The sequence below is a fragment of the Sphingomonas sp. 28-62-11 genome (genome assembly GCF_002278865.1).
Lineage (GTDB): Bacteria > Pseudomonadota > Alphaproteobacteria > Sphingomonadales > Sphingomonadaceae > Sphingomonas.
Map to the genome: position 1 here is coordinate 118,834 of NZ_NCGB01000002.1, position 19,910 is coordinate 138,743.

14 protein-coding genes are annotated in these 19,910 nt (G+C 63.0%); 3 read left to right on the forward strand and 11 right to left on the reverse strand.

The features are described from left to right. Positions 1–17: 17 nt before the first annotated feature. The 8 genes from addA to B7Y49_RS01540 all read right to left on the reverse strand — a co-directional run bounded on the left by addA (position 18) and on the right by B7Y49_RS01540 (position 13,292). Entirely contained in the window at positions 18–3,461 is a 3,444-nt protein-coding gene (addA, locus tag B7Y49_RS01505) for a double-strand break repair helicase AddA (protein WP_374125786.1), read from the reverse strand. Beyond that, a complete protein-coding gene (addB, locus tag B7Y49_RS01510) occupies positions 3,451–6,423 on the reverse strand; it encodes a double-strand break repair protein AddB (RefSeq protein ID WP_374125787.1) in 2,973 nt (990 codons plus the stop codon). The genes addA and addB overlap by 11 nt, the downstream gene beginning before the upstream one ends. 18 nt (positions 6,424–6,441) lie before the next feature. Continuing rightward, complete coding sequence (locus B7Y49_RS01515; protein ID WP_374125788.1) at positions 6,442–7,203, reverse strand: nucleotidyltransferase family protein; 762 nt, start codon at positions 7,201–7,203, stop codon at positions 6,442–6,444. Beyond that, positions 7,200–8,168: an aminoglycoside phosphotransferase family protein gene (locus B7Y49_RS01520; RefSeq protein WP_374125808.1), complete on the reverse strand. Its 969-nt coding sequence runs from the start codon at positions 8,166–8,168 to the stop codon at positions 7,200–7,202. The genes B7Y49_RS01515 and B7Y49_RS01520 overlap by 4 nt, the downstream gene beginning before the upstream one ends. Continuing rightward, a complete protein-coding gene (tsaE, locus tag B7Y49_RS01525) occupies positions 8,165–8,629 on the reverse strand; it encodes a tRNA (adenosine(37)-N6)-threonylcarbamoyltransferase complex ATPase subunit type 1 TsaE (protein ID WP_374125789.1) in 465 nt (154 codons plus the stop codon). The genes B7Y49_RS01520 and tsaE overlap by 4 nt, the downstream gene beginning before the upstream one ends. Next, positions 8,626–10,995, reverse strand: a complete 2,370-nt coding sequence (locus B7Y49_RS01530) for a PAS domain-containing sensor histidine kinase (RefSeq protein WP_374125790.1) — start codon at positions 10,993–10,995, stop codon at positions 8,626–8,628. Before B7Y49_RS01530 ends, tsaE begins: the two co-directional genes overlap by 4 nt. 165 nt (positions 10,996–11,160) lie before the next feature. Then, positions 11,161–12,564: an adenosylhomocysteinase gene (gene ahcY, locus B7Y49_RS01535; RefSeq protein ID WP_374125791.1), complete on the reverse strand. Its 1,404-nt coding sequence runs from the start codon at positions 12,562–12,564 to the stop codon at positions 11,161–11,163. A gap of 167 nt (positions 12,565–12,731) precedes the next feature. Then, positions 12,732–13,292: a YqgE/AlgH family protein gene (locus B7Y49_RS01540; RefSeq protein WP_374125792.1), complete on the reverse strand. Its 561-nt coding sequence runs from the start codon at positions 13,290–13,292 to the stop codon at positions 12,732–12,734. Between the two features lie 187 nt (positions 13,293–13,479). On the opposite strand from B7Y49_RS01540, the gene B7Y49_RS01545 reads away from it, so the two are divergent. From B7Y49_RS01545 to B7Y49_RS01555, 3 genes are all read left to right on the forward strand, one after another. Then, on the forward strand, positions 13,480–13,962 hold the full coding sequence (locus B7Y49_RS01545; RefSeq protein WP_374125793.1) for a peroxiredoxin: 483 nt from the start codon (positions 13,480–13,482) through the stop codon (positions 13,960–13,962). Between the two features lie 82 nt (positions 13,963–14,044). Further along, the gene (locus tag B7Y49_RS01550; protein ID WP_374125794.1) at positions 14,045–14,359 is read left to right on the forward strand and encodes a hypothetical protein; all 315 of its coding nucleotides are present in this window, start codon (positions 14,045–14,047) and stop codon (positions 14,357–14,359) included. 103 nt (positions 14,360–14,462) lie between these two features. Further along, entirely contained in the window at positions 14,463–15,917 is a 1,455-nt protein-coding gene (locus B7Y49_RS01555; RefSeq protein WP_374125795.1) for an AMP nucleosidase, read from the forward strand. 40 nt (positions 15,918–15,957) lie between these two features. On the opposite strand, the gene fabZ is transcribed toward B7Y49_RS01555, so the two are convergent. The 3 genes from fabZ to bamA are packed head-to-tail and all read right to left on the reverse strand — an operon-like array spanning position 15,958 to position 19,792. Next, positions 15,958–16,434, reverse strand: coding sequence for a 3-hydroxyacyl-ACP dehydratase FabZ (fabZ, locus tag B7Y49_RS01560; protein ID WP_374125796.1), 477 nt, complete (start codon positions 16,432–16,434; stop codon positions 15,958–15,960). Further along, the gene (locus B7Y49_RS01565) at positions 16,431–17,060 is read right to left on the reverse strand and encodes an OmpH family outer membrane protein (protein ID WP_374125797.1); all 630 of its coding nucleotides are present in this window, start codon (positions 17,058–17,060) and stop codon (positions 16,431–16,433) included. The genes fabZ and B7Y49_RS01565 overlap by 4 nt, the downstream gene beginning before the upstream one ends. After that, positions 17,060–19,792 carry an outer membrane protein assembly factor BamA gene (bamA, locus tag B7Y49_RS01570; protein ID WP_374125798.1) on the reverse strand — a complete coding sequence of 911 codons (2,733 nt, stop codon included), beginning with the start codon at positions 19,790–19,792 and terminating at the stop codon, positions 17,060–17,062. The genes B7Y49_RS01565 and bamA overlap by 1 nt, the downstream gene beginning before the upstream one ends. Between the last annotated feature and the right edge of the window lie 118 nt (positions 19,793–19,910).

Consider the following 19,910-nt stretch of genomic DNA (forward strand, 5'->3'; position numbering starts at 1 on the left):
CCGGGTGCGGTTCTGTCTCAAGCCAGCTGTCCCAAGCTTTCATACGTGGCATCAAAGGGCGGCTTGTGCGCACCCAGCAGATCGGGCGGCAACACGAACAGCACCGGGCTGGCGGTGTAGAGCAAGGCAGCCTCAATCATCCGCCCGGGAAAGATCACCGCAAGCGCTTCGGCATAGGCGGCCATTTGGCGCAAATGATAGGGCGGAATATCGGCTAGACCGGCGGGCGCGCGGCGCCCGGTCTTGAAATCGATCACCCGAACCTTGGTGTCGCTCACCAGCAGCCGGTCGACCGTACCTGACACCACAAAGCCGCCTGCAACGACGGCGGCGATCGGCGCTTCGGCAAGGGCATCCGTCCCGAAAAGCTCGGTGAATTGCGGGTCGCTCAGCACGGCGCAGGCGCTCTTGACGATCTCGCGACGCGAAACGTCGTCCGCAACACCACCGGCAGCCTGCAACCAGCGATCCGCCGCCACCCGTCGATCATCCGGCGCAACGGCCGGCAAACGTTCGAGCAGCGCGTGGATCAGCCTCCCCCGTTCCGCCGCTGCGCGCATCACCGCATCGGGCGGCGGATCAGCGACCCCGTCCAATCCCAGCGACGACGGCGCGAGCGGACGCGGCGGGCGCGCTTCGACTGGTGCGGGTGCGGCTGCCCAGGCGGGCAGCACGACGGCATCGGCAAGCGCCTCGGCATCCCCCTTGCGTCGGTCAATGGGGCGTGCTGGGGCAGTGCCGGTAAAGTGACGCTCGCCCTCGACCGCCTCGACCCCCAATACCGTCAGCGCCCGGTCGGCGGCGGCATACCAGCTCGCCACTGGCGGCACGCCTTTGGCACGCGGGCCGAGCGCACCCGCGATCACCAGCCGCTCCTCGGCGCGCGTCGCTGCAACGTAAAACAGCCGCCAATGCTCCTCCAGTTCGCGCGCCTGCACGTTTGCCACCAGATCGAGGAGTGGACCGCCGCGTTCGGCAGCTTTGGGCCTGAAGATCGGGAACGCCTCCGGATGGTCCTCCGGCGCCCAGCGCAGGATCGATCGTGGCGTCTGGCTGGGATCGACGGTCGCGTCGGCAAGGATCACCAGCGGGGCTTGCAGTCCCTTGGCACCATGCGCAGTCATCACGCGCACCGCATCGAGCGGCGCGGAAGGGTCGCGCACGATTTCCACATCGCCGCGATCGAACCAGTCGAGAAAGCCCTGCAGCGACGGTGTGCCGAGCGTTTCGAATTCGAGCGCTGCGCTGAGCAACTCCTCGATCGGGTCGCGCGCCTCCTGCCCCAGTCGGTTGATCAGCTTGCGGCGACCATCGAGCGGGCCGGACAGCAACTCCTCCAGCAACTGGTACGGGGTGGCAATATCCGCGCGGGCGAGCAGATCGTAGAGCGGCTGCAACCGTTCATCCGCCTGCTGCGCGCGCAACTGCCGCCACAAGCTGCCCGGTAAGCGGGGTGCTGCAGCAGCGAGCAAATCTTCCTGCGTCCACCCGAGCAGAGGCGAGACAAGCAGGCTCGCCAGCGACAGATCATCATCGGGCTGCAGCGCAAATCGGATCGCCGCGAGCAGATCCTGCACCGCCAGCGGTGCGTTCAGCCGCAGCCGGTCGACGCCAGCCACTGGCACGCCCTCGGCATACAGCCGCGCGACGATCAGCGAGGCAAGCTCACCACGCCGCTTGACCAGGATCATCACGTCTTCAGGCCGCAACGCCCGACCCTTGGCCTCCAGCATCAGCGGATCGGCGGGGTCGAGCCATGCCTTCAATTGCCGCGCAATCTGCTTGGCGAGCGCACGGGTGGCATCGTCGATCCACTCCTCCTCATCCGCCTCGTTCGCCCCGGCAATTGTCGGGGGCCACAGCGTGACATGGCCAGGTCCTGCGACTTCGCTGGCATGGGCTTCGAGCGCGCCGATTTGCCCCAGCCCGGGTGCGTCGATCGCGCCGATCGCGGCATCGACAAATTCGAGAATCGGCTTGGTCGAGCGGAAACTATGCGTCAGCGACAGTTGATTGAACGCCGTCGCTTCGGCTGACAGATTGTCCAGCAGCACCTCGGCTTTTTCGCGAAACAGCTTTTCGGCCCAGGCGAAATAGAGCGGGTCAGTCCCCTGAAACCCGAAAATCGCCTGTTTGTAATCACCGACCACGAACAAGGTGCGGGTCCGATCGCCATGGGCGCCCAACCCGGCGAAAAATTCGCCCGCCATTGCCTCAACGATCTTCCACTGGCGCAAATTGGTGTCCTGCGCCTCGTCCACCAGAATATGTTCGGTGGTCTGGTCGAGCTTGTAGCGGACCCAGTCGCCCATGCCGGGCTGGCCAAGCAGATCGACGACATGGCGGATCAGATCATCAAAATCGACCGCGCCGATCCGGCGCTTGGCGCGCGCATAGGCATCGGCATAGACCCGTCCCGCACCCAGCGCCGCCGCCAGCAAATCGCCATAGGCTGCCCGCTGGACGAGCCCCAGCAACAGGGTGCAGCGTTCGCCGATGGCGATGGCCAGTTCGGCATAATCGAAATCAGCTTCCAGCAGTTTCTTTTGATAAGCGCGCGGTTCGCCTTCCTTGGTGAACACCACACCGCGCAAATCGGCGAGCATTGTCGCTCGTTGGGCGGGTGTCGCCTCCACCCAGCATTCGGCGATATCGGCCTGATTGTTGCCGGTTTTGGTACCCCAGGCACGGTTGGCAGCGGCGATACGGCGCACCGTATCGACGTCGAATTCTTCGTCTACGCACAAATCGGCGATCACCTCGCCAATATCGCCGGTCGGCAAGTCGAGCGCGCGGCGGATGAACGGTGCGATCCCGCTGGGCAGTGCAGCCATCGCGGCCGGCGACCGGGCGCAAGCATGGAGAAATTCCTCTGCACCCCCCTCCCCCAGCCGCAAGCTGAGCGCACCAATCGCCTCGATGATCCCCGCCTGGCCCTGCGTTTCGGCATCGACCAGCACCCCCGCCAACGTCTCGCGCAGTAGCACTGCTTCCTCGCGTGCCTCGATCGGGCGAAAGCCGGGGGACAGTCCCGCCTCGACCGGAAAGCTCGCCAACAGCCCCTGGCAAAAGCCGTGGATCGTCTGGATGCGGATGCCGCCGCCGGGCGCATCGAGCAGCTTGGCGAACAGCGTGCGTGCGCGGGCGACGACCAACGGGTCGTTATGCGCTTCACCCAGCGCGAACAGATCTTTCTTCAGCGCCGGTTCGGGCATCCGCACCCAGGCCGCGAGCCGCGCGCTGATCCGCCCGGCCATTTCCGCCGCCCCCGCTTTGGTGAAGGTGAGGCACAGGATCGCCGCCGGATCGGTGCCGCGCAGCAACAATCGGAACACCCGCGCTGCGAGCACCTGTGTCTTGCCGGTGCCCGCTGATGCCGACAGCCAGACATGCGCGTCGGGCGCACTCGCCAGCGCCTGATTGCCGATCAGATGAGGCAGATTGGCCGGACTATCGCGCATCGCGGCCATACCATTCGTCGCGACGCATCAGCTGATCATAATCGGCATAGGGCGCATATTCGGGGACGAGTTTGGCGGTGAAGGGTTCGTCCCCGGTCAACCAAGTGGCAACGGCCTCGATGAAATTATGTGCAGCGATTTTGGTGAAATCGGCAGTGACGATCCGGTCCCGTTTGCCCTCCGGGTCGACAGGCGTGCTCACCTTGCCGAACCCGTTGCCGCTGCGCGCCATGGACCAATATTCGAACTCACCCGCCGTCCCGGTGATCTTGTCGAACCCGCCCCGCTCGGCAATCAGCCCCAGCAGACCGAGTTGCAGGCTGTACCCGGCGCGTACGGCGGCTGCCGAGGGCGCCTTGCCCGTCTTGTAATCGACAATCCCCAGACCGCCCTCTGCCAGTCGGTCGATCCGATCGGCGGTGCCGCGCAACTCGACCCCGGCGATCATGATCTTGCCGGTTTCCTCGGCGATCAGCACCTGCCGTCCTGATTCCGCCTGTTTGTCCATCTCCGCGACGATCCAGTCGATCGCCTCGATCAACCGGGGCTGCCACAGCGCGCGCATCATCGGGTGGGTGCGGGCATCACGCAGCATCGCCATTGCCCGCGCATGTAACTTGTCTGGCGCGCAGCGATCTTCCTTCGCCCAGGCCTCGAGGATCGAATGTACCGCCGTACCCCGCCACGCCGCGCTCGGATCGGCATCGACCGGGTCGAGCGTTTCCAGCCCCAGCACCCGGCGCGCATAAAAGGCATAAGGATCAGCCTTCAGCCGATCGACCTCAGTCACAGAAATTCGCTTCGGGCGCAGATCGGCAGGCACCGCGGGCGCTGGCCGATCGGCGGGATCATGCGTTGCTGGCGTATCGAGTGCGGTCGCCCAGCCCTCCAGGTCACGCGCACGCGGCAACCCGCCTGACATCGCCTCGAGCCGCAGCCAGAAGCGCGACGGGATTGCCGGCGATTTGGCATCGCGCCGCGACCGGGTGATCAACACGTCGGGCGCACCCAGCGCCGCCGCCAGATCATGCGCGGACAGCCCGATCCGGCGATCGAGCCCCGGCAGCCCCAATTCAGTGCGGATGCGCGGTGCGAGCCACGGGTCCGGCGCAGGCTGGCCCGGCCAGACGCCCTCGTTCAGCCCCCCTAGGATCATCAGATCCGCGGTCTGCAACCGTGCTTCGATCAGCCCGTAAATCGCCAATCGGGGATGCCCGCCCTGTGGTGGACGCACCGCGACATCATCCATCAGCGTGCGCAGCAACGGGGCAAGGCTTTGCGGATCGACCAGCGCAGGGCCTGCCCCCGCCTGCTCCTCTATATCGGCCAGCAGTTGCGCTGCCGCACGCCCGGCGACCCCGCTCCACATCGCATCGCCGCACAGTGCCTGCGCCGTTTCGCGGAGCATCGCCATCAGCCGGTCGAGCGGTTGCGCCCCCTTGCCGAACACCTCTGCGATCGGCGCGAGCAACGCTGCGGCTTCGGGCCACCAGGCTGCCGCCGCCCGGCGAATATGCGCTGTCCGCTTGTCGCCGTCGTGCAGATGCGCGGTGATCCCGTCGAGCCCGGTCACCGGGCGCGGGCCGCGAAGCGCCAGATCGAGCGCGCGCACGCCTTCCAGCCATGCCAGCCGCGCCTCGCCGAAACGGACCAACGGATGTTTCAACAGCGCCAACAACGCCAGCGGTGCGAAATCCTGTGCTGCGGCCTCGGCCAGCACGGTCAACAACGTGCCCGACGGCAGGATCGACAGCGGCCGCCCGGCGCTGTCGTCGATGGCGATGCCCCAACGCGCGCAATGCGCCGCCACCCGGCGCGCGAGCGCCCGATCGGGCGTCACCAGCGCGGCGGTCTTGCCCGGCGTTTCGAGCGCCTCCCGCAGCGCCAGCGCTATCGCCTGCGCCTCGGCCGCCGGAGTCACCAGTTCCGAAACACGAACACCACTCAGCCGACGCGCTTCGGCGGGCAGGCTGGTCCATTTGCCGGTGAATTCGGCTGGCGCCAGCGCATTGGCAACGGCGCGCCCGCGCACCGCGCCGGCATCATGCCCGCCGCCCTCACGCCACGTCAGCACTTCGGTGCGGTTCACCCCCATCCGATCGAGCAGCAGCTTCAACTGAAACTGCGGATGCGCCTCGATCGAGCGCCGACGCTGCCCTGTGGCGGGATCACGGGCGTGCGGCCCCAGCGCCTGCCATTCGGCTTCGTCCATCTCGGTTGCGAGGCCAGGAAATACGACCATCCCCTGCGGCAAGTCACTCACCACCCGCAACAGCCGGGCAATCGCCGGGGCGGCGGTGGTGATGCCTGCCGCGCAGACAAAGCCCGGCGGTGGTGATGCATGCCACCGCTTCCCGAGTCGCTCGAGAAGTTGCGCGCGGCGATCCGCCAGATCGATCGCCCCGATCCGGGCAAGTTCCTGCGGCCAGCGATCGAGCACCACCTCAAAACTCGCCAATGCCCGCTGCCAATGGTTTGAAAGCTCGCTTGCTATCTCAAGATTGCGCAGCGCCCGTGGCGACGCCTCCTCGACCAGCATCTGATCGAGCGTCCGGGCAAGCTCCCCCGCCAGCCGAACCGCCTCAGCCGCATCGATTGGTGCTCCTGCTCGTGCGCGCTCCTCGCTCACCAGCCGCGCCAATATCAGCTGCCGGGTGAGCGGCGCGATGGCAGGCGGTACGGGTGCGTCGTCATCCGCCGGATCGATCGCCGCACCCGCCGCCTCGCTTGCCTCGGCATCGCCAATCGCGACGAGCCGGGGCAGCAGCAACCCGCCGCCGCTGGCGCGCACGAACGCGTCGGTAATCGTCCGCTTGGCGCGATTATTGGGAAGCAGCACGATGCCGCGCGCCAGCAGCATCGGATCGCGCCCGAACCGCCGGATCAGCCCTGCCGCCAGCGCATCGGCAAAGGCGCGGTGCGCGGGTATCGTGAACAGCTGGGGCCCGGCGCGATCGGCCATCAGCGCCGCGCTGCCCGATCAGCCATCGGCCAGGATTGCCTCTGCCTTGGCAATCGCGCCCGGCGTGCCGACATCGAACCACAGGCCCTGATGCGTAATGCCATGGGCGCGCCCGGCGGCAATCGCGCGATCCCAGAAGATATTGGTCGAAAACGGCCCCTCCGGCCAATCGGCAATCAGCCGGGGCGACAGCATCTGCACCCCGGTCCACACAAACGGTGCGAGCCTGCCGGGGCGTCGCCGCCCGGTAATCCGGCCATTGGCATCGAGATGAAAATCGCCCCGCCCGGCATGGCAATGCGCCCGCGCGAGCGGCACCATCAGCAGCAGCGCATCCATCCGCGCATCATCCCATTGCGCCGCGAGCGCGCGGATCGAATCGATGGGCCCGTCGACCCACAGATTATCGCTATTGACCGTCACGAACGGGGCATCGCCGATTAACCCGCGTGCCTGCACCAAGCCCCCGCCCGTTTCCATCAGCTGCGCGCGCTCATCGGAAAACACGATCTCCAGTCCCTGATCGCGGCGGCCGAGGTGAGCTTCAACCGAATCGGCGAGGTAATGCACATTCACCACCGCGCGCCGGATCCCCGCCCCGCGCAGCCGATCAAGCGCATGATCGAGCAGCGGCTTGCCCGCCACTTCAACCAACGGCTTGGGGCGCGTCGCGGTGAGCGGGCGCATCCGTTTGCCGAGCCCGGCCGCCATCACCATCGCGGTTTCAGGCACGACGCCGCCGGGATCGGGGCGGATCGCCAGCGTGCGCACTGCGCTCATCGGCCGGCAATCGCCATTGGATCGCCACGATGCGACGGTGGCACCTGCGCGGCGAACCAGTCGGCGACAGGCGCAAGCGCCGGATGCGCCAGATCCTGCTCCAGATAGCGCCACACCCGCGGGCACAGCGTGGGATAGCGGGGTTTGCCGTCGCGCTGCCACAGCCGCGTGAAGATACCGATGATCTTGGCGTTCCGCTGGGCACCAAGGACGTGATAAGCGGCATCGAACGCCGCATCCGCGCCGGTCGTACAGGTATAATGCGCCAGCATCGCCCGCTCGATCTCCGGCTCCACATCGCGACGTGCATCCTGCAGCAGCGACACCAGATCATAGGCCGGGTGCCCCGCCAGCGCATCCTGGAAGTCGAGTAACCCCAGCCCGCCACCCTCTATCAACATCAGATTTTCGGCATGATAGTCTCGCAGCACCGTCACCGGCACATCGGCGAGTGCGACATCGAACACCGCGTCCCAAGCCGCGCTATAGCCCGCCTGATCGGCATCGATTCCCACGGCCGGGCAATACCATTCGGTCAGCAGATTGGCCTCGCGGTGGAGGACCGCTCGGTCATAGGGCGGAAGCACGGCCTGGGGCTGCTGGTGCAGACCGATCAGAATATCGACCGCTGATCGATAGAGCGGCAGCGCGCGGACTGGATCGGCATCGATCGCCTCGCGCATCCGATCATCCCCGAAATCCTCGATCAGCACGAGGCCTTCGTCGAGGTCGAGCGCATGGATCGCTGGTGCCGCGAACCCGCGTTCGTGCAGCCAGCGCGCGATGTCGACGAAGGGACGCGGGTCTTCATGCGGCGGCGGCGCATCCATCAGCACCGCACTGCGTCCCGCATCGACCACCCGGAAATAGCGCCGGAACGATGCGTCCCCGGCCAGCGGCACGATATCCGCCGCTCCCCAGCCATGCGTTGCCAGAAAGCCGCGGGCGGCGGGCGGGGGTGTCATATCCGGGACCATCGCGCTTTCCATGACAAGGGCACCTGCGCTGTCAAGCGGCGCGCGCCGTCTTCGGTGAATTCGAGCGTGATTGCCAGCGCGTGCGGCCAGTAACCGGGTGGTGCCCGTTCCGGCCATTCGACGATCAACAGCGAGTCCGACGCGCCCTCATCCAGCCCCAGCTCGTCAATCTCTGCCGGGTCATCGATTCGGTATAGGTCGACATGCAGCACGGGCAACCGGGTTTCCGGCGGGGCATAGGGCTGGACGATCGCAAAGCTCGGCGAAGGTGCCTCGCCCGGCAGCCCCAGCGCCGCCAGCAGCCCGCGCGCGATGCTCGTCTTGCCTGCACCAAGTGTACCGGCCAGCGTGATGACATCGCCCGGTCCGACCAGTACCGCCAGCGCCGCGCCAAAGCGGTGGCTGGAATCGGCATCGATGAGGAGGATCGGCTTGGGTTGGTCGCTCATGCCGCGGCGCGGCCCTGGCGCGGCAACTCAACGGTAATCAGCGTCCCCTGCCCGCGTTCCGATAAGAGCGCGATCGTGCCGCCATGGGCTTCAACGAATTGCTTAGCGAGCGGCAAGCCGAGCCCCAGCGCCCGTTCGCCGCTGCGGGTGAGCCCCGGTTCGGCAAAGCGATCAAAGGCGCGCGCAATCGCCTTTTCGCTCATGCCCCGGCCATTATCGGAAACGACAATCCGCGCGGACGTCGCCGTGCCATCGGCATGCAACAGCACGCGCCCGCCCTCGGGTGTGCCCGAAATCGCGTGCCGTAAGAGATTTTCGATCACCTGCGCCAGCCGCCGCTCATCCCCCGCTACCATGCCTGCCGAGGGTGCGATCTCTACCGCGAAATCGAGCTTTCGTGCCTCAACCAGCCCTGCCAGCTTGGCCGCCACGCCGCGCGCCAGAAGATCGAGATGGACCTCGCCTTGCTCGACCGGCGCCGTCCCGGCGTCATTCTGAGTGAGATCGAGCACATCATCGACCAGCCCGCCAAGCCGTTCAACGGATTCCATAATCGCCGTCACATAGTCGAGCGCGGTATCGGGCAACGCGCCCGCATAGCCGCCCTTCAGCATCTCCGCGAAACCGCTGATCGAGGTGAGCGGGGTCCGAAGTTCGTAGCTCATATTGGCAACGAAGTTCGTCTTCACCCGGTCTGCTGCTTCCAGCGCTTCATTGCGATCGCGCAGCGCCAGTTCGATCTTGTGGCTGTCGGTGATGTCGAGCATCGTGAACAGCGCGTTGCCATCGGGCAGCGGGACGGCGGCGAACTCGAAATGACGGCCATCGGCAAAGGCAAGGTTCCCGCCGCGCTGCAATCGCTCGACGGTGGCGGAACGGACCAGCTCGCTGATCAACACGGCCTTGCCCGCGCTGGCCAGCTTGGGGGCCGCGGCCTTGGCGAGCGCATCGACGCGCGGATGGCTCGCAAGAAACTCCTCCTCCAGCCCCAATGTCAGCCGGAAGCGGTTATTCCAGAGCTGCAATCGCCCATCGGCAGCAAACACGCCGAGCGCCTCGAACAGATTGTCGAAGGTCGCGGTGCGAACCCGCAGCAATGTATCGCGCGCGCTGGCGAGCTGGATTTGTTCAGTGCGATCCTCGAAAATCAGCAGCAGGCCACCATCCGGCAAAGGCTGCGCGACCACACGTAGATGAACGCCGCCAGGCAGCAGCCAGTTTTCCTCGATCTGGCTGTCGGCCGCCGCGAACCACTCGCGGCGCTCGGCCTTCCAGCCCGGGAAATCGCGCACTTCGGGCAGACGGTTGGCTTCGCGCATCCGTTCGAGCACCCGGTCGAATTCGGGTCGGTCGACCAGCCATTCATTGCGCATCGCAAACAGCCGCCGGAACGGCTGGTTACAGAACGCCAGCGTCCGGTCCGCCGCGAACTGGACGACACCAGCCGACAGCCGATCGAGCAGCGCCCGCTGGGCTTCGCCAAAGCGCTTGATTCCCGTTCGCGCCTGCTCGAGCTCCTCGATATCGACCGCAAACCCGGCGATCCCACCGGTCGGTAGCGGCACATCGAACACCCGAAGCATCTTTCGGGTACCCTTGATCGTCGCGGGCACGGCCTGGCTCTGAGGGCGCTGCATATCGCGCGCTGCGATCGCGCTGGCGATCGGCCCGCGACCGCCCACTTCCTCGACCAGTTCGAGCCCGCGCGCGATCACGTCCTCGCCGTCGCGTCCTTCGACCGCATCGACATAGGCGGAATTGACCATCATCAACCGCAGATCTGGCCCACGATACCACATCGGTAACGGTGCCGCCTCGATCAGCCCGGTCAGCGCCTCAAAAGCATCGCGATAGCGCGCAGCTTCACTGCTCAAACGATCGATCTCGGCCTCACTTTCGCTTGCGTCAAAAACCCAAAGCACCACGCCCCCGGGCACCATCAGTTCACGCGGCGCGCGCTGGCCTTTGATCATCAAGGTGCGCGCCGATCCCTGCACGCGCACCGATCGCTGAAACGACCGCGCTGACTTTTGCGCCGCCTCGATATCATCGGTAAGCACGGCGAAATCCGCAGCATCGATGCCCGAATCGTCGCGTGACAGGTCAGCCAAGTCCCGCGGCGGTGGGGAGAGTCCAAGGCAGTCCGCCAGTCGATCGGGCATGGTCAGCCGGCCATCGGGGCGGATGATCAGCGATAACGCAGGCGCCGATGCGAGCATTGCCGATAGCCGATCATTTTCAACAAGCGCAGACTTGCCCTCTGCCCTAGCCTGCAATCCAATAAAGAGCGCCCAGCCTGCACCGACGATAAGCAGCGCCAGCACCGCACCGGCCAGCACCATGGCCAGCGCCGATGGTCCGATCATCGCACCTCTCCGGGCGCCGACACAGGCAAATGCTTCATCCTCCCGGCCTTATAACGCAGCGCGCGCAAGGGGAAGGCGGCAGAGTCGCAATAGCGCCACACAGCAAAAAGGGCCGCGCTCGTTCCCGAACGCGACCCCCTGCTGTCTGCCCGGTTGGGCGTGACCTTAGTAGCGGTAGTGGTCTGGCTTGAACGGTCCTTCGACCGGCACGCCGATATACCCTGCCTGCTTGTCCGAGAGCTTGGTGAGCTTCACACCGAGCTTTTCGAGATGAAGCGCCGCGACTTTTTCATCGAGGTGCTTCGGCAACACGTAAACGTCATTTTCGTACTGTTCGGGATTGGTGAACAATTCGATCTGCGCCAGCGTCTGGTTCGTGAAGCTCGCTGACATGACAAACGACGGATGGCCCGTTGCGTTCCCAAGATTCACCAAACGACCCTTTGACAGGATAATAATCTGCTTGCCGTCCGGGAATTCAACCAGATCGACCTGCGGCTTCACCTCGGTCCATTTGTAATTGCTGAGCGCCGCGATCTGAATTTCCGAATCGAAATGGCCGATGTTGCAAACGATCGACATCGGCTTCATCGCCTTCATATGATCGGCGGTGATCACATCCGCGTTGCCGGTTGCCGTCACGAAAATGTCCGAACGCGTCACCGCCTCTTCCATCGTCACGACTTCAAAGCCCTCCATCGCCGCCTGCAAGGCGCAGATCGGATCGATTTCGGTCACGAGCACGCGCGCGCCGCCGTTGCGGAGCGACTGGGCCGAACCCTTGCCGACGTCGCCGAAGCCGGCAACGGTCGCAACCTTGCCCGCGAGCATCACGTCGGTGCCGCGACGGATCGCGTCGACCAGCGATTCCTTGCAGCCATAAAGATTGTCGAACTTCGACTTGGTGACGCTGTCGTTCACGTTGATCGCGGGGAAAGGCAGCTCGCCCTTCTTGGCGATGGCATAAAGGCGGTGAACGCCGGTCGTGGTCTCTTCAGACACGCCCTTGATGTTCTTGACGGTCTCGGTGAGGTAGCCGGGCTTCTTGGCGATGAACGCCTTCACCGCGCGCTGCATTTCGACTTCTTCTTCATTCTCCGGCTCGGGGAACGAGTGACCGGCTTCGAGCTTGGCGCCCCACAAAGCGAACATCGTCGCATCGCCGCCATCGTCGAGGATCATGTTGCAGGTTTCATCGCCCCAATTGAAGATATCGCCGACATAATCCCAATATTCGGCAAGGCTCTCGCCCTTGATCGCGAAAACCGGCACGCCGGTTGCGGCGATCGCAGCGGCGGCATGATCCTGCGTCGAATAGATGTTGCACGTCGCCCAGCGAACCTGTGCGCCGAGCGCGGTCAGCGTTTCGATCAGCACGGCGGTCTGGATCGTCATGTGCAGCGATCCGGTGATGCGCGCGCCCTTCAGCGGCTGCGATGCGCCGAATTCCTCACGCAGCGCCATCAGGCCCGGCATTTCGGTTTCAGCGATGTTGATTTCCTTGCGGCCAAAATCAGCAAGGCTGATATCGGCGACAACATAATCGTTCTTTTCGAGCACAGTAGCCACTGACAGATCTCCAGCATGAACACGGGACGTGAATAGGGCGCGCCGGAAACTGCCGACGACCATCATTGCCCCCTAGCGATTACGTAACGACTCCGCAATCGAAACATAAAGATATCTTTATATGAGATTTCCGGCGGCGATGTCCCTGCCCAATTGCTGCCCCAGCTTCACGCCTGACCAGCACTGCTGGCCAACAATCGCGGATCGATACCGGCGCTGGAAAAAGCAGTGTTCCAGCGATGATCGGCAGCAACATCATAGATCAGGTCGGGAGTCGAAAAGGTGTTGAACCAGCCATGCCGGGTCATCTCGGAATCGAGCTGCCCCGCGCCCCACCCTGCATAGCCAAGCGACACTGACCAGCGCGAAGGGCCGCGCCCCTCGGCTATCGCTCGCAAAATGTCGATCGTGCCCGAAAGCGACCAGCGTCCGGCAACGTCGATCGTGTCCTGCCCGCCCCAATCATTGCTGTGGAGAACAAAGCCGCGCCCTGGCTCCACCGGTCCGCCAAAATGAACCGGCGCATCAGGTGCGGTACCAATATTGATATCGAATTGGTCAAGAATCTCGTGCAGCCCCAGATCCTCAATTTGTGCGCCAATGCCGATGCCCAGCGCGCCCTGCGCATCATGCGCGCACATCGCGATCACCGCGTGGTCGAACCGCGGATCGCTCATCCCAGGCATGGCGAGCAGGAACTGCCCGGTCAGATACAGCGGATCATTCATCGCCAAAGCTTACACGGGCACTGCCCCAAGGTCCAAAACTACCGGGCCAAGCACACCGTTTCTCGTCGTTGGGTGCGATAGGCGAGCGTGCCAACGAATAATCAGCGCAACCGCAACTGATGGCTTCAATCTGGACATTTTCCGGCCTAAAGCGTCCCCCATTGTTTCGATGCAGAGGATAAGCGGCATGACGATCAAGGTAGGCGAAAAGCTCCCCCCGGTGACAATCACCAAGGTCACCGAGCATGGCCCCGAAGCAATCGACACGACGAGCTATTTTGCCGGTCGCAAGGTGGCGCTGTTTTCCGTCCCCGGTGCGTTCACCCCGACCTGCTCGGCAAAGCACCTGCCAGGATTTCTCGACAAGGCGGAAGCTTTCAAGGCCAAGGGCGTCGATGAGATTGCCTGCACCGCCGTTAACGACGCCTTCGTGCTCGGCGCTTGGAGCAAGAGCAATGGCGCCGACGATACCATCACGATGCTGGCGGACGGCAATGCGGATTTTGCCAAGGCAGTCGACCTTGTGTTCGACGGATCGAAATTCGGGATGGGCACGCGCGGTCAACGTTATTCGATGCTGGTCGAGGACGGCGTCGTCACGCAGCTGAATATCGAGGGGCCGGGCGAATTCCGGGTCAGCTCAGCCGAACACATGCTCGAATCACTGTAATTTGGGTGGTAAGGTGGGAACATCAAGCAAGCGCTATCGTTGAGCCTGTCTACACCAATCTTCCAACTTAGGGATCCAGCCCATGAGCGATGAGACCATTCAGGACGCCATCACCAGCACCGGCCAGGACATTGCAAAGACGTTGCCAACCACCGCTGATCTGACAGCCGGGGCAAAGTCATTCCTCGAACGTGCGCAGGAAGCGATTGAGGATGCCGTCGAATCGACCGTCGAGGCGGTGAAGGAAAACCCAATCACCGCCGCTGCCATCGCGGCTGGCGTCGTCGCAGCGGCCGCCGGTGCGGCCTATGGGGTTAGCACCTTGCTCGATGACGATAAGGGAGACGCCAAAAGCGATCCCAATCTTGCCGAAAAGTCTTCCACGAAGAAGAAATGATCGAACCCGGTGCCGGGCATCCCCAACAGGGTGCCCGGCAAATGATCAAGGGCGCTCGTACGGCTGTCTTGCCAGCGTAGCAGTGGTGGATTAGCGCCACAGGATGAATAATGCTGCCGAAATCGTCGCCGCGCTCGATGCGCTCTACACTGCTTCTGTCGATCGCCTGCGCACCGCACTGACTGCTTATCTTCGCGATGGTACGGTGCCGCCAGCATCCATGCGGACTGACGGATCGTTCGCCTATCCCGAAATCCGCCTCACCTATCGTGGCCCCGATGCGCGGCCTACACCGCTTCGATCATTTGGTCGGTTAGTAACGGCTGGAGAGTACCGTATCTCGGTAACGAAGCCCGCCCAGTTCGCCGATTATCTGGTCGAACAGCTGAGCCTGCTGATCGAGGATTACGATGTGTCGGTTGAAGCCGGCGCTGGGCGGCAGGAAATTCCGTTTCCTTATGTGCTCGATGCGGGCGCCGCGCTGACGCTTGATGATGTATCGGCGACCGAACTTTCACGCCATTTCCCGGCAACCGAGCTTGCCTTTATCGGCGATGAAACCGCCGATGGTTTGCTGGCCAGCCATGATGGCATCCGGCCGCTCGCACTGTTCGATGCACTGCGCACCGATTTCAGCCTTGCCCGGCTACGCCATTACACGGGCACCCCGCCCGAACATGTGCAGCGCTATGTGCTGTTCACCAACTATCACCGCTATGTCGACGAGTTCGTCCGCTGGGCCGCCGGGCAGCTCGGCCCCGATGCCGACGGCAACCCCAGCCGTTTTTCGGCGCTTTCAGGGGCCGGCGGCATTTTGTTCAAGCAGGGCGACGATATTGAGGCGGTGCTTGCCGACACCAGCGCCTGGCGGCGGCACCAGATGCCGGCCTATCACCTGATGGCCGATGATCGCACCGGCATCACCTTGGTCAACATCGGCGTTGGACCGTCCAACGCCAAGACCATCTGCGATCATTTGGCCGTGGTGCGACCCGAAGCGTGGTTGATGATCGGTCATTGCGGCGGCCTGCGGCCCAGCCAGCGAATTGGCGATTATGTGCTCGCGCACGCCTATCTTCGCGACGATCATGTGCTTGATGATGTGCTGCCGCCCGAAATCCCCGTTCCGGCAATCGCCGAAGTGCAACAGGCGCTCGCTCGCGCAGCACAGACCGTGTCCGGCCAATCGGGCGACGAGTTGAAGCGCCGCCTGCGGACGGGCACGATTGTAACAACCGACGATCGCAACTGGGAGTTACGCTATTCGAAATCGGCGCTGCGTTTTTCACTCAGCCGGGCGGTCGGCATCGATATGGAATCGGCGACGATCGCGGCGCAAGGCTACCGGTTTCGTGTACCCTATGGCACCTTGCTCTGCGTGTCAGACAAGCCGCTGCACGGCGAATTGAAGTTGCCCGGTCAAGCCAACCGCTTCTATGAGCGCGCGATCGCCGAGCACATGAAGATCGGGATCGAAGCCTGCGAAGAGCTGCGCCGCGAGGGGGCGAAGCTTCATTCACGCAAGCTTCGCGCGTTCAACGAGCCGCCGTTCCGGTAGAGAAGGAAATCAGGTCGGCTGAGCCAGAGGGGATACTTTTCTAAGCCTTGGGCGGATCAGCAATCATTGCGGTAAAGCTTGCCTCGGCCGCAAGCGCGCCGTCGATCGTCGCTTTGCCGCTGAACTTGCAGACGCTCGACCGCTTTTGCACGAATTCGACGTGCAGCTTCAACAGGACGCCAGGCTCCACAGGTTTGCGGAACTTGGCATTCTCGATCGCCATGAAATAGACGAGCTTGCCTGACCCGGCGAGGCCAAGCGATTCAACTGCGAGGATGCCCGCCGCCTGCGCCAGCGCCTCGACGATCAGCACGCCGGGCATGATTGGTCGACCGGGGAAGTGCCCCTGAAAGAACCCTTCGTTGATCGTCACCGCCTTGATGGCCGTGATCGACTGGTCGAGGATGAGCTCCTCGACCCTGTCGACCAGCAACATCGGGTAACGGTGCGGCAGCGCCGCCATGACGCGCCCGATATCGAACGCGATTGGCGTCGCTGCCGAGTCTGCCTCGCTCACCGGGTTGGCGGAGTCGTCTTGGCGGGCTGCGTTGGGGCAGCACCCTGCGCCGGGGCAGCCTGATTCTGCTGTGGCGGCGTTACCGATACCGTCGTCAGCGTCGCATTCAGCTGTTGAAGTGCGGTCGGCGTGATATCGTTGACCGGATCAAACGCAAGCACGGTGCCGCGTGGCACCACAATATCGGCCTTGCGATCCTTGCGGATCTTTTCAGCCACCGGCACCAGCTTTTCGAGGATCTGATACTTCACATATTGATCGGCATACTGAATTTCCTGGCGCAGCGCGTTGAATTCCGTCTGCGCGGCATTCAGAGCATCCCGTGCCTGGCCAAGTGTCGCCTCGGTCGCAGGGGGCACCGTGCCATCAGGCTTGGCGATCTTCTTGGCGGCTTCAAGCTGTGTATTCCAGTTGTTGACAGCACCTTGCAGCTTTTCCTGCGCCGTCTTCAGCCGCGGTCCGAATTTGGTTTCGAGCTGCGAACTGCCGCTTTTGCCACCAAGGCTGTCTTTGTAGATCGTGTCGACATCCACCGTCAGCGTCTGAGCCGCGGCAGCCATTGGTGCCACTGCCGCGCCAGCGAGAAGGGTGAGCGCAATTGCTGCGCTTTTGAGTTGGATCTTCATTAAAAACTGGTCCCTACATTGAAAGTGATGAGCTTATCGTCATCGCCACGCTGCTTGAGCAGCGCGCGGGCTACGTTGATCCTAAGCGGTCCGAACGGCGAATTCCAGTTCACACCGATTCCCACTGTGAGACGGGGCGAGGCAGAATTACCGAGGAACCGCTCCAAAAACGGCGCGGTGGAGTTGGTGGCAACGGTGTTCACCGACGTCCCGTCACAGCTGCCGCCCAGCGTCGTCGAGAAACCGATATTGCAGGTCGTCAGCAACCCCGGATTGGTTGGATCATCGATGGGAGTCTGAAACACCTGGGTGGTCACATTGTTCACCAGCACCGTCACCGGGGTGATCAGCGGGAGCACGGTGACGCGCCCCGTCACCGGATCAGTCGATGTCGGGAACACGGCCGTGGGCAATGGCCGCGTCACCCCGAACAGCGCACCGAAATCCATGAAGATCGATGGCCGCAGGCCCAGTTCACGAACGCCTGCACCCAACGGGATTTCCAGCTCGGCGCGGCCCAGATAATAAGCCCGACCGCCCAACGGATCATCGATGAACTGGTTGCGTCCGTCGATCAGGGTCTGGTTGCCATCGGCATCGATACCAAATGACAGACGCTGCACGCGAGGGCCGACGCCGCGAATATCGAAGCCACGGAATTGCGGCTCACCAAGATAATAGCGATCGTTGATGCGGACCGCATCAATGCCTGGCCCACGGCCGCCTTCCAGTGGGTGAATGTAAGCCGCTTCAAAGCCAACCGAGAAGATGAAGCCAGAACCGACATTCCAATATTTGTCAGCATCCACTCGGCTACGGATATAACGGACATCACCGCCCAATCCCGCGACGTCCTGGCTGAAGATCACCCTGTTACCGGCACTCGGCCGCAACCGGCTGTTAAGGCTGTCATAGACCAGCGAATAGCCGATCGACGACGTCGCGCGATTGCCAATCGAGTCGCACAGGAAACGCCCTGCCTTCACGGGATCACAAATGCCGTTGGTGAAGAACTGCGTTTCATCAAGCCCGACCTGATCATAGGTAAAGCCGTAGCGACCCGACAGTGAGAGAAACTCGGTGATCGGGATACCAGCGCGGATCTGGAACCCCGTCGATAGCTGCGTAAATGTCGTCTGACGTTCGTTATTGTTGAAATTGAACGAGTTGAAATCGCGACGGAAGACATCGCCACCAATCGCAATCGTCTTGCCGAACAGATACGGCTCAGTGAAACCGAGCTCAACCGACTTGGAAAATTGCGAATAGCTGACGCTCGCGCGCAGTTCCTGGCCCTTGCCTCGGAAATTGCGTTGCTTGATCGATGCCTGAAGAATGAAGCGCTCAAGGCTCGAGAAACCGGCTGACAGGTTGAGTTCGCCGGTGGATCGTTCCTCGACATTGGTTTCAAGCACCACACGGTCGGGCGCTGAACCGGCCTTTTGCGTCACTTCCAGCTTTTCCTGGAAGAAACCGAGCGAATTGATGCGATCCTGCGAACGTTTGACGAGGAAGCTGTTGAACGCATCCCCTTCAGCCAGGCGAAGCTCACGGCGGACAACCTGGTCTTGCGTTACCGTGTTACCGTTAATGTCGATCCGCTCAACATAGGTACGCTTGGCTTCCGAAATATGGAAGTTGATCGTCATTGTCAGCGCTTCACGATCGGGCGTGAACTCCGGGTTCACCTCGGTAAAGGCATAGCCGAACAGCCCGGCCGTCTGGTTGATCGCGTCAACCGAGTCCTCGACCTTCTTGGCGTTGTACCACTGGCCCTTCTTGGCGACGAGCGATCCGGCGAGCTTTTTATTGTCGAAGTCGCGAATATCGCTGTCGACGGTGACGTCGCCGAATTTGTAGCGTTTCCCTTCCTGCACCACATAGGTGATGATGAAGTCCTTGCGATCAGGCGTCAGCTCGGCAACCGCAGACGTTACCTTGAACTCGACATAGCCCTCGGTCAGATAGAATTGCCGCAGCTTCTGCTGGTCATAGGCCAGCCGGTCCTGATCATAGCTGGTATTCGAGCTCAGAAACGTCGTCAGCCGCGCCTGCTTGGTCGCCATTTCGCCGCGCAGTTTGCCATCCGAAAACACCTCGTTGCCGATGATGTTGATCTGGCGAACCTTTGATTTCGGCCCCTCCGAAATCTCGAACACGATGTCGACCCGGTTCTGGTCGAGCGCGACCATTTTGGGGCTGATCGACGCGGCAAAACGGCCCTGGCGGCGGTATAGTTCGATAATGCGCGCAACATCGGCGCGAACGGCGGACCGGGTGAAAATCTGACGCGGAGCGAGCTTGATTTCCTTTTGGATCTTATCGCTCTTGAGCCGCTTATTGCCTTCCAGCAGCACGCGGTTGATGATCGGGTTCTCGCGCACCTTCAGGACGATCTCGCCTGACTGCGCGCCGTTGATCGTCACATCGGCAAACAGATCGCTGTTGAGCAGATCCTTGATCGCCTGATCGAGCGACTCGTTATTGAATGCCTGGCCGATGCGCAGCTTTGTATAAGACAGCACGGTATCGGATTCGATCCGCTGCGATCCATCGACCCGCAGCGACTTTATTACTTTCACCGGTGCATCGGGAACGGTCGTGGGAGCATCGGCGACAACACGGGTCTGCGTTTGGGCGAGCGCTACACCGGGCAAGGTGGATAGCATGGTGCCGGCCAGCAAAACCGCAACTGCGCGCACACCGAATTTGGAAACTTTGGTCGCTGTCACTATTTTACCCCAAACCGATATGTAAGCGTCACGGCGCGTATCGCCCTGCCCGAAGCAGATCAGCCAATCAACCCAGCCAACCGATTCCCCAACTGAGTCCACAGCCCCAGGCTGCCCA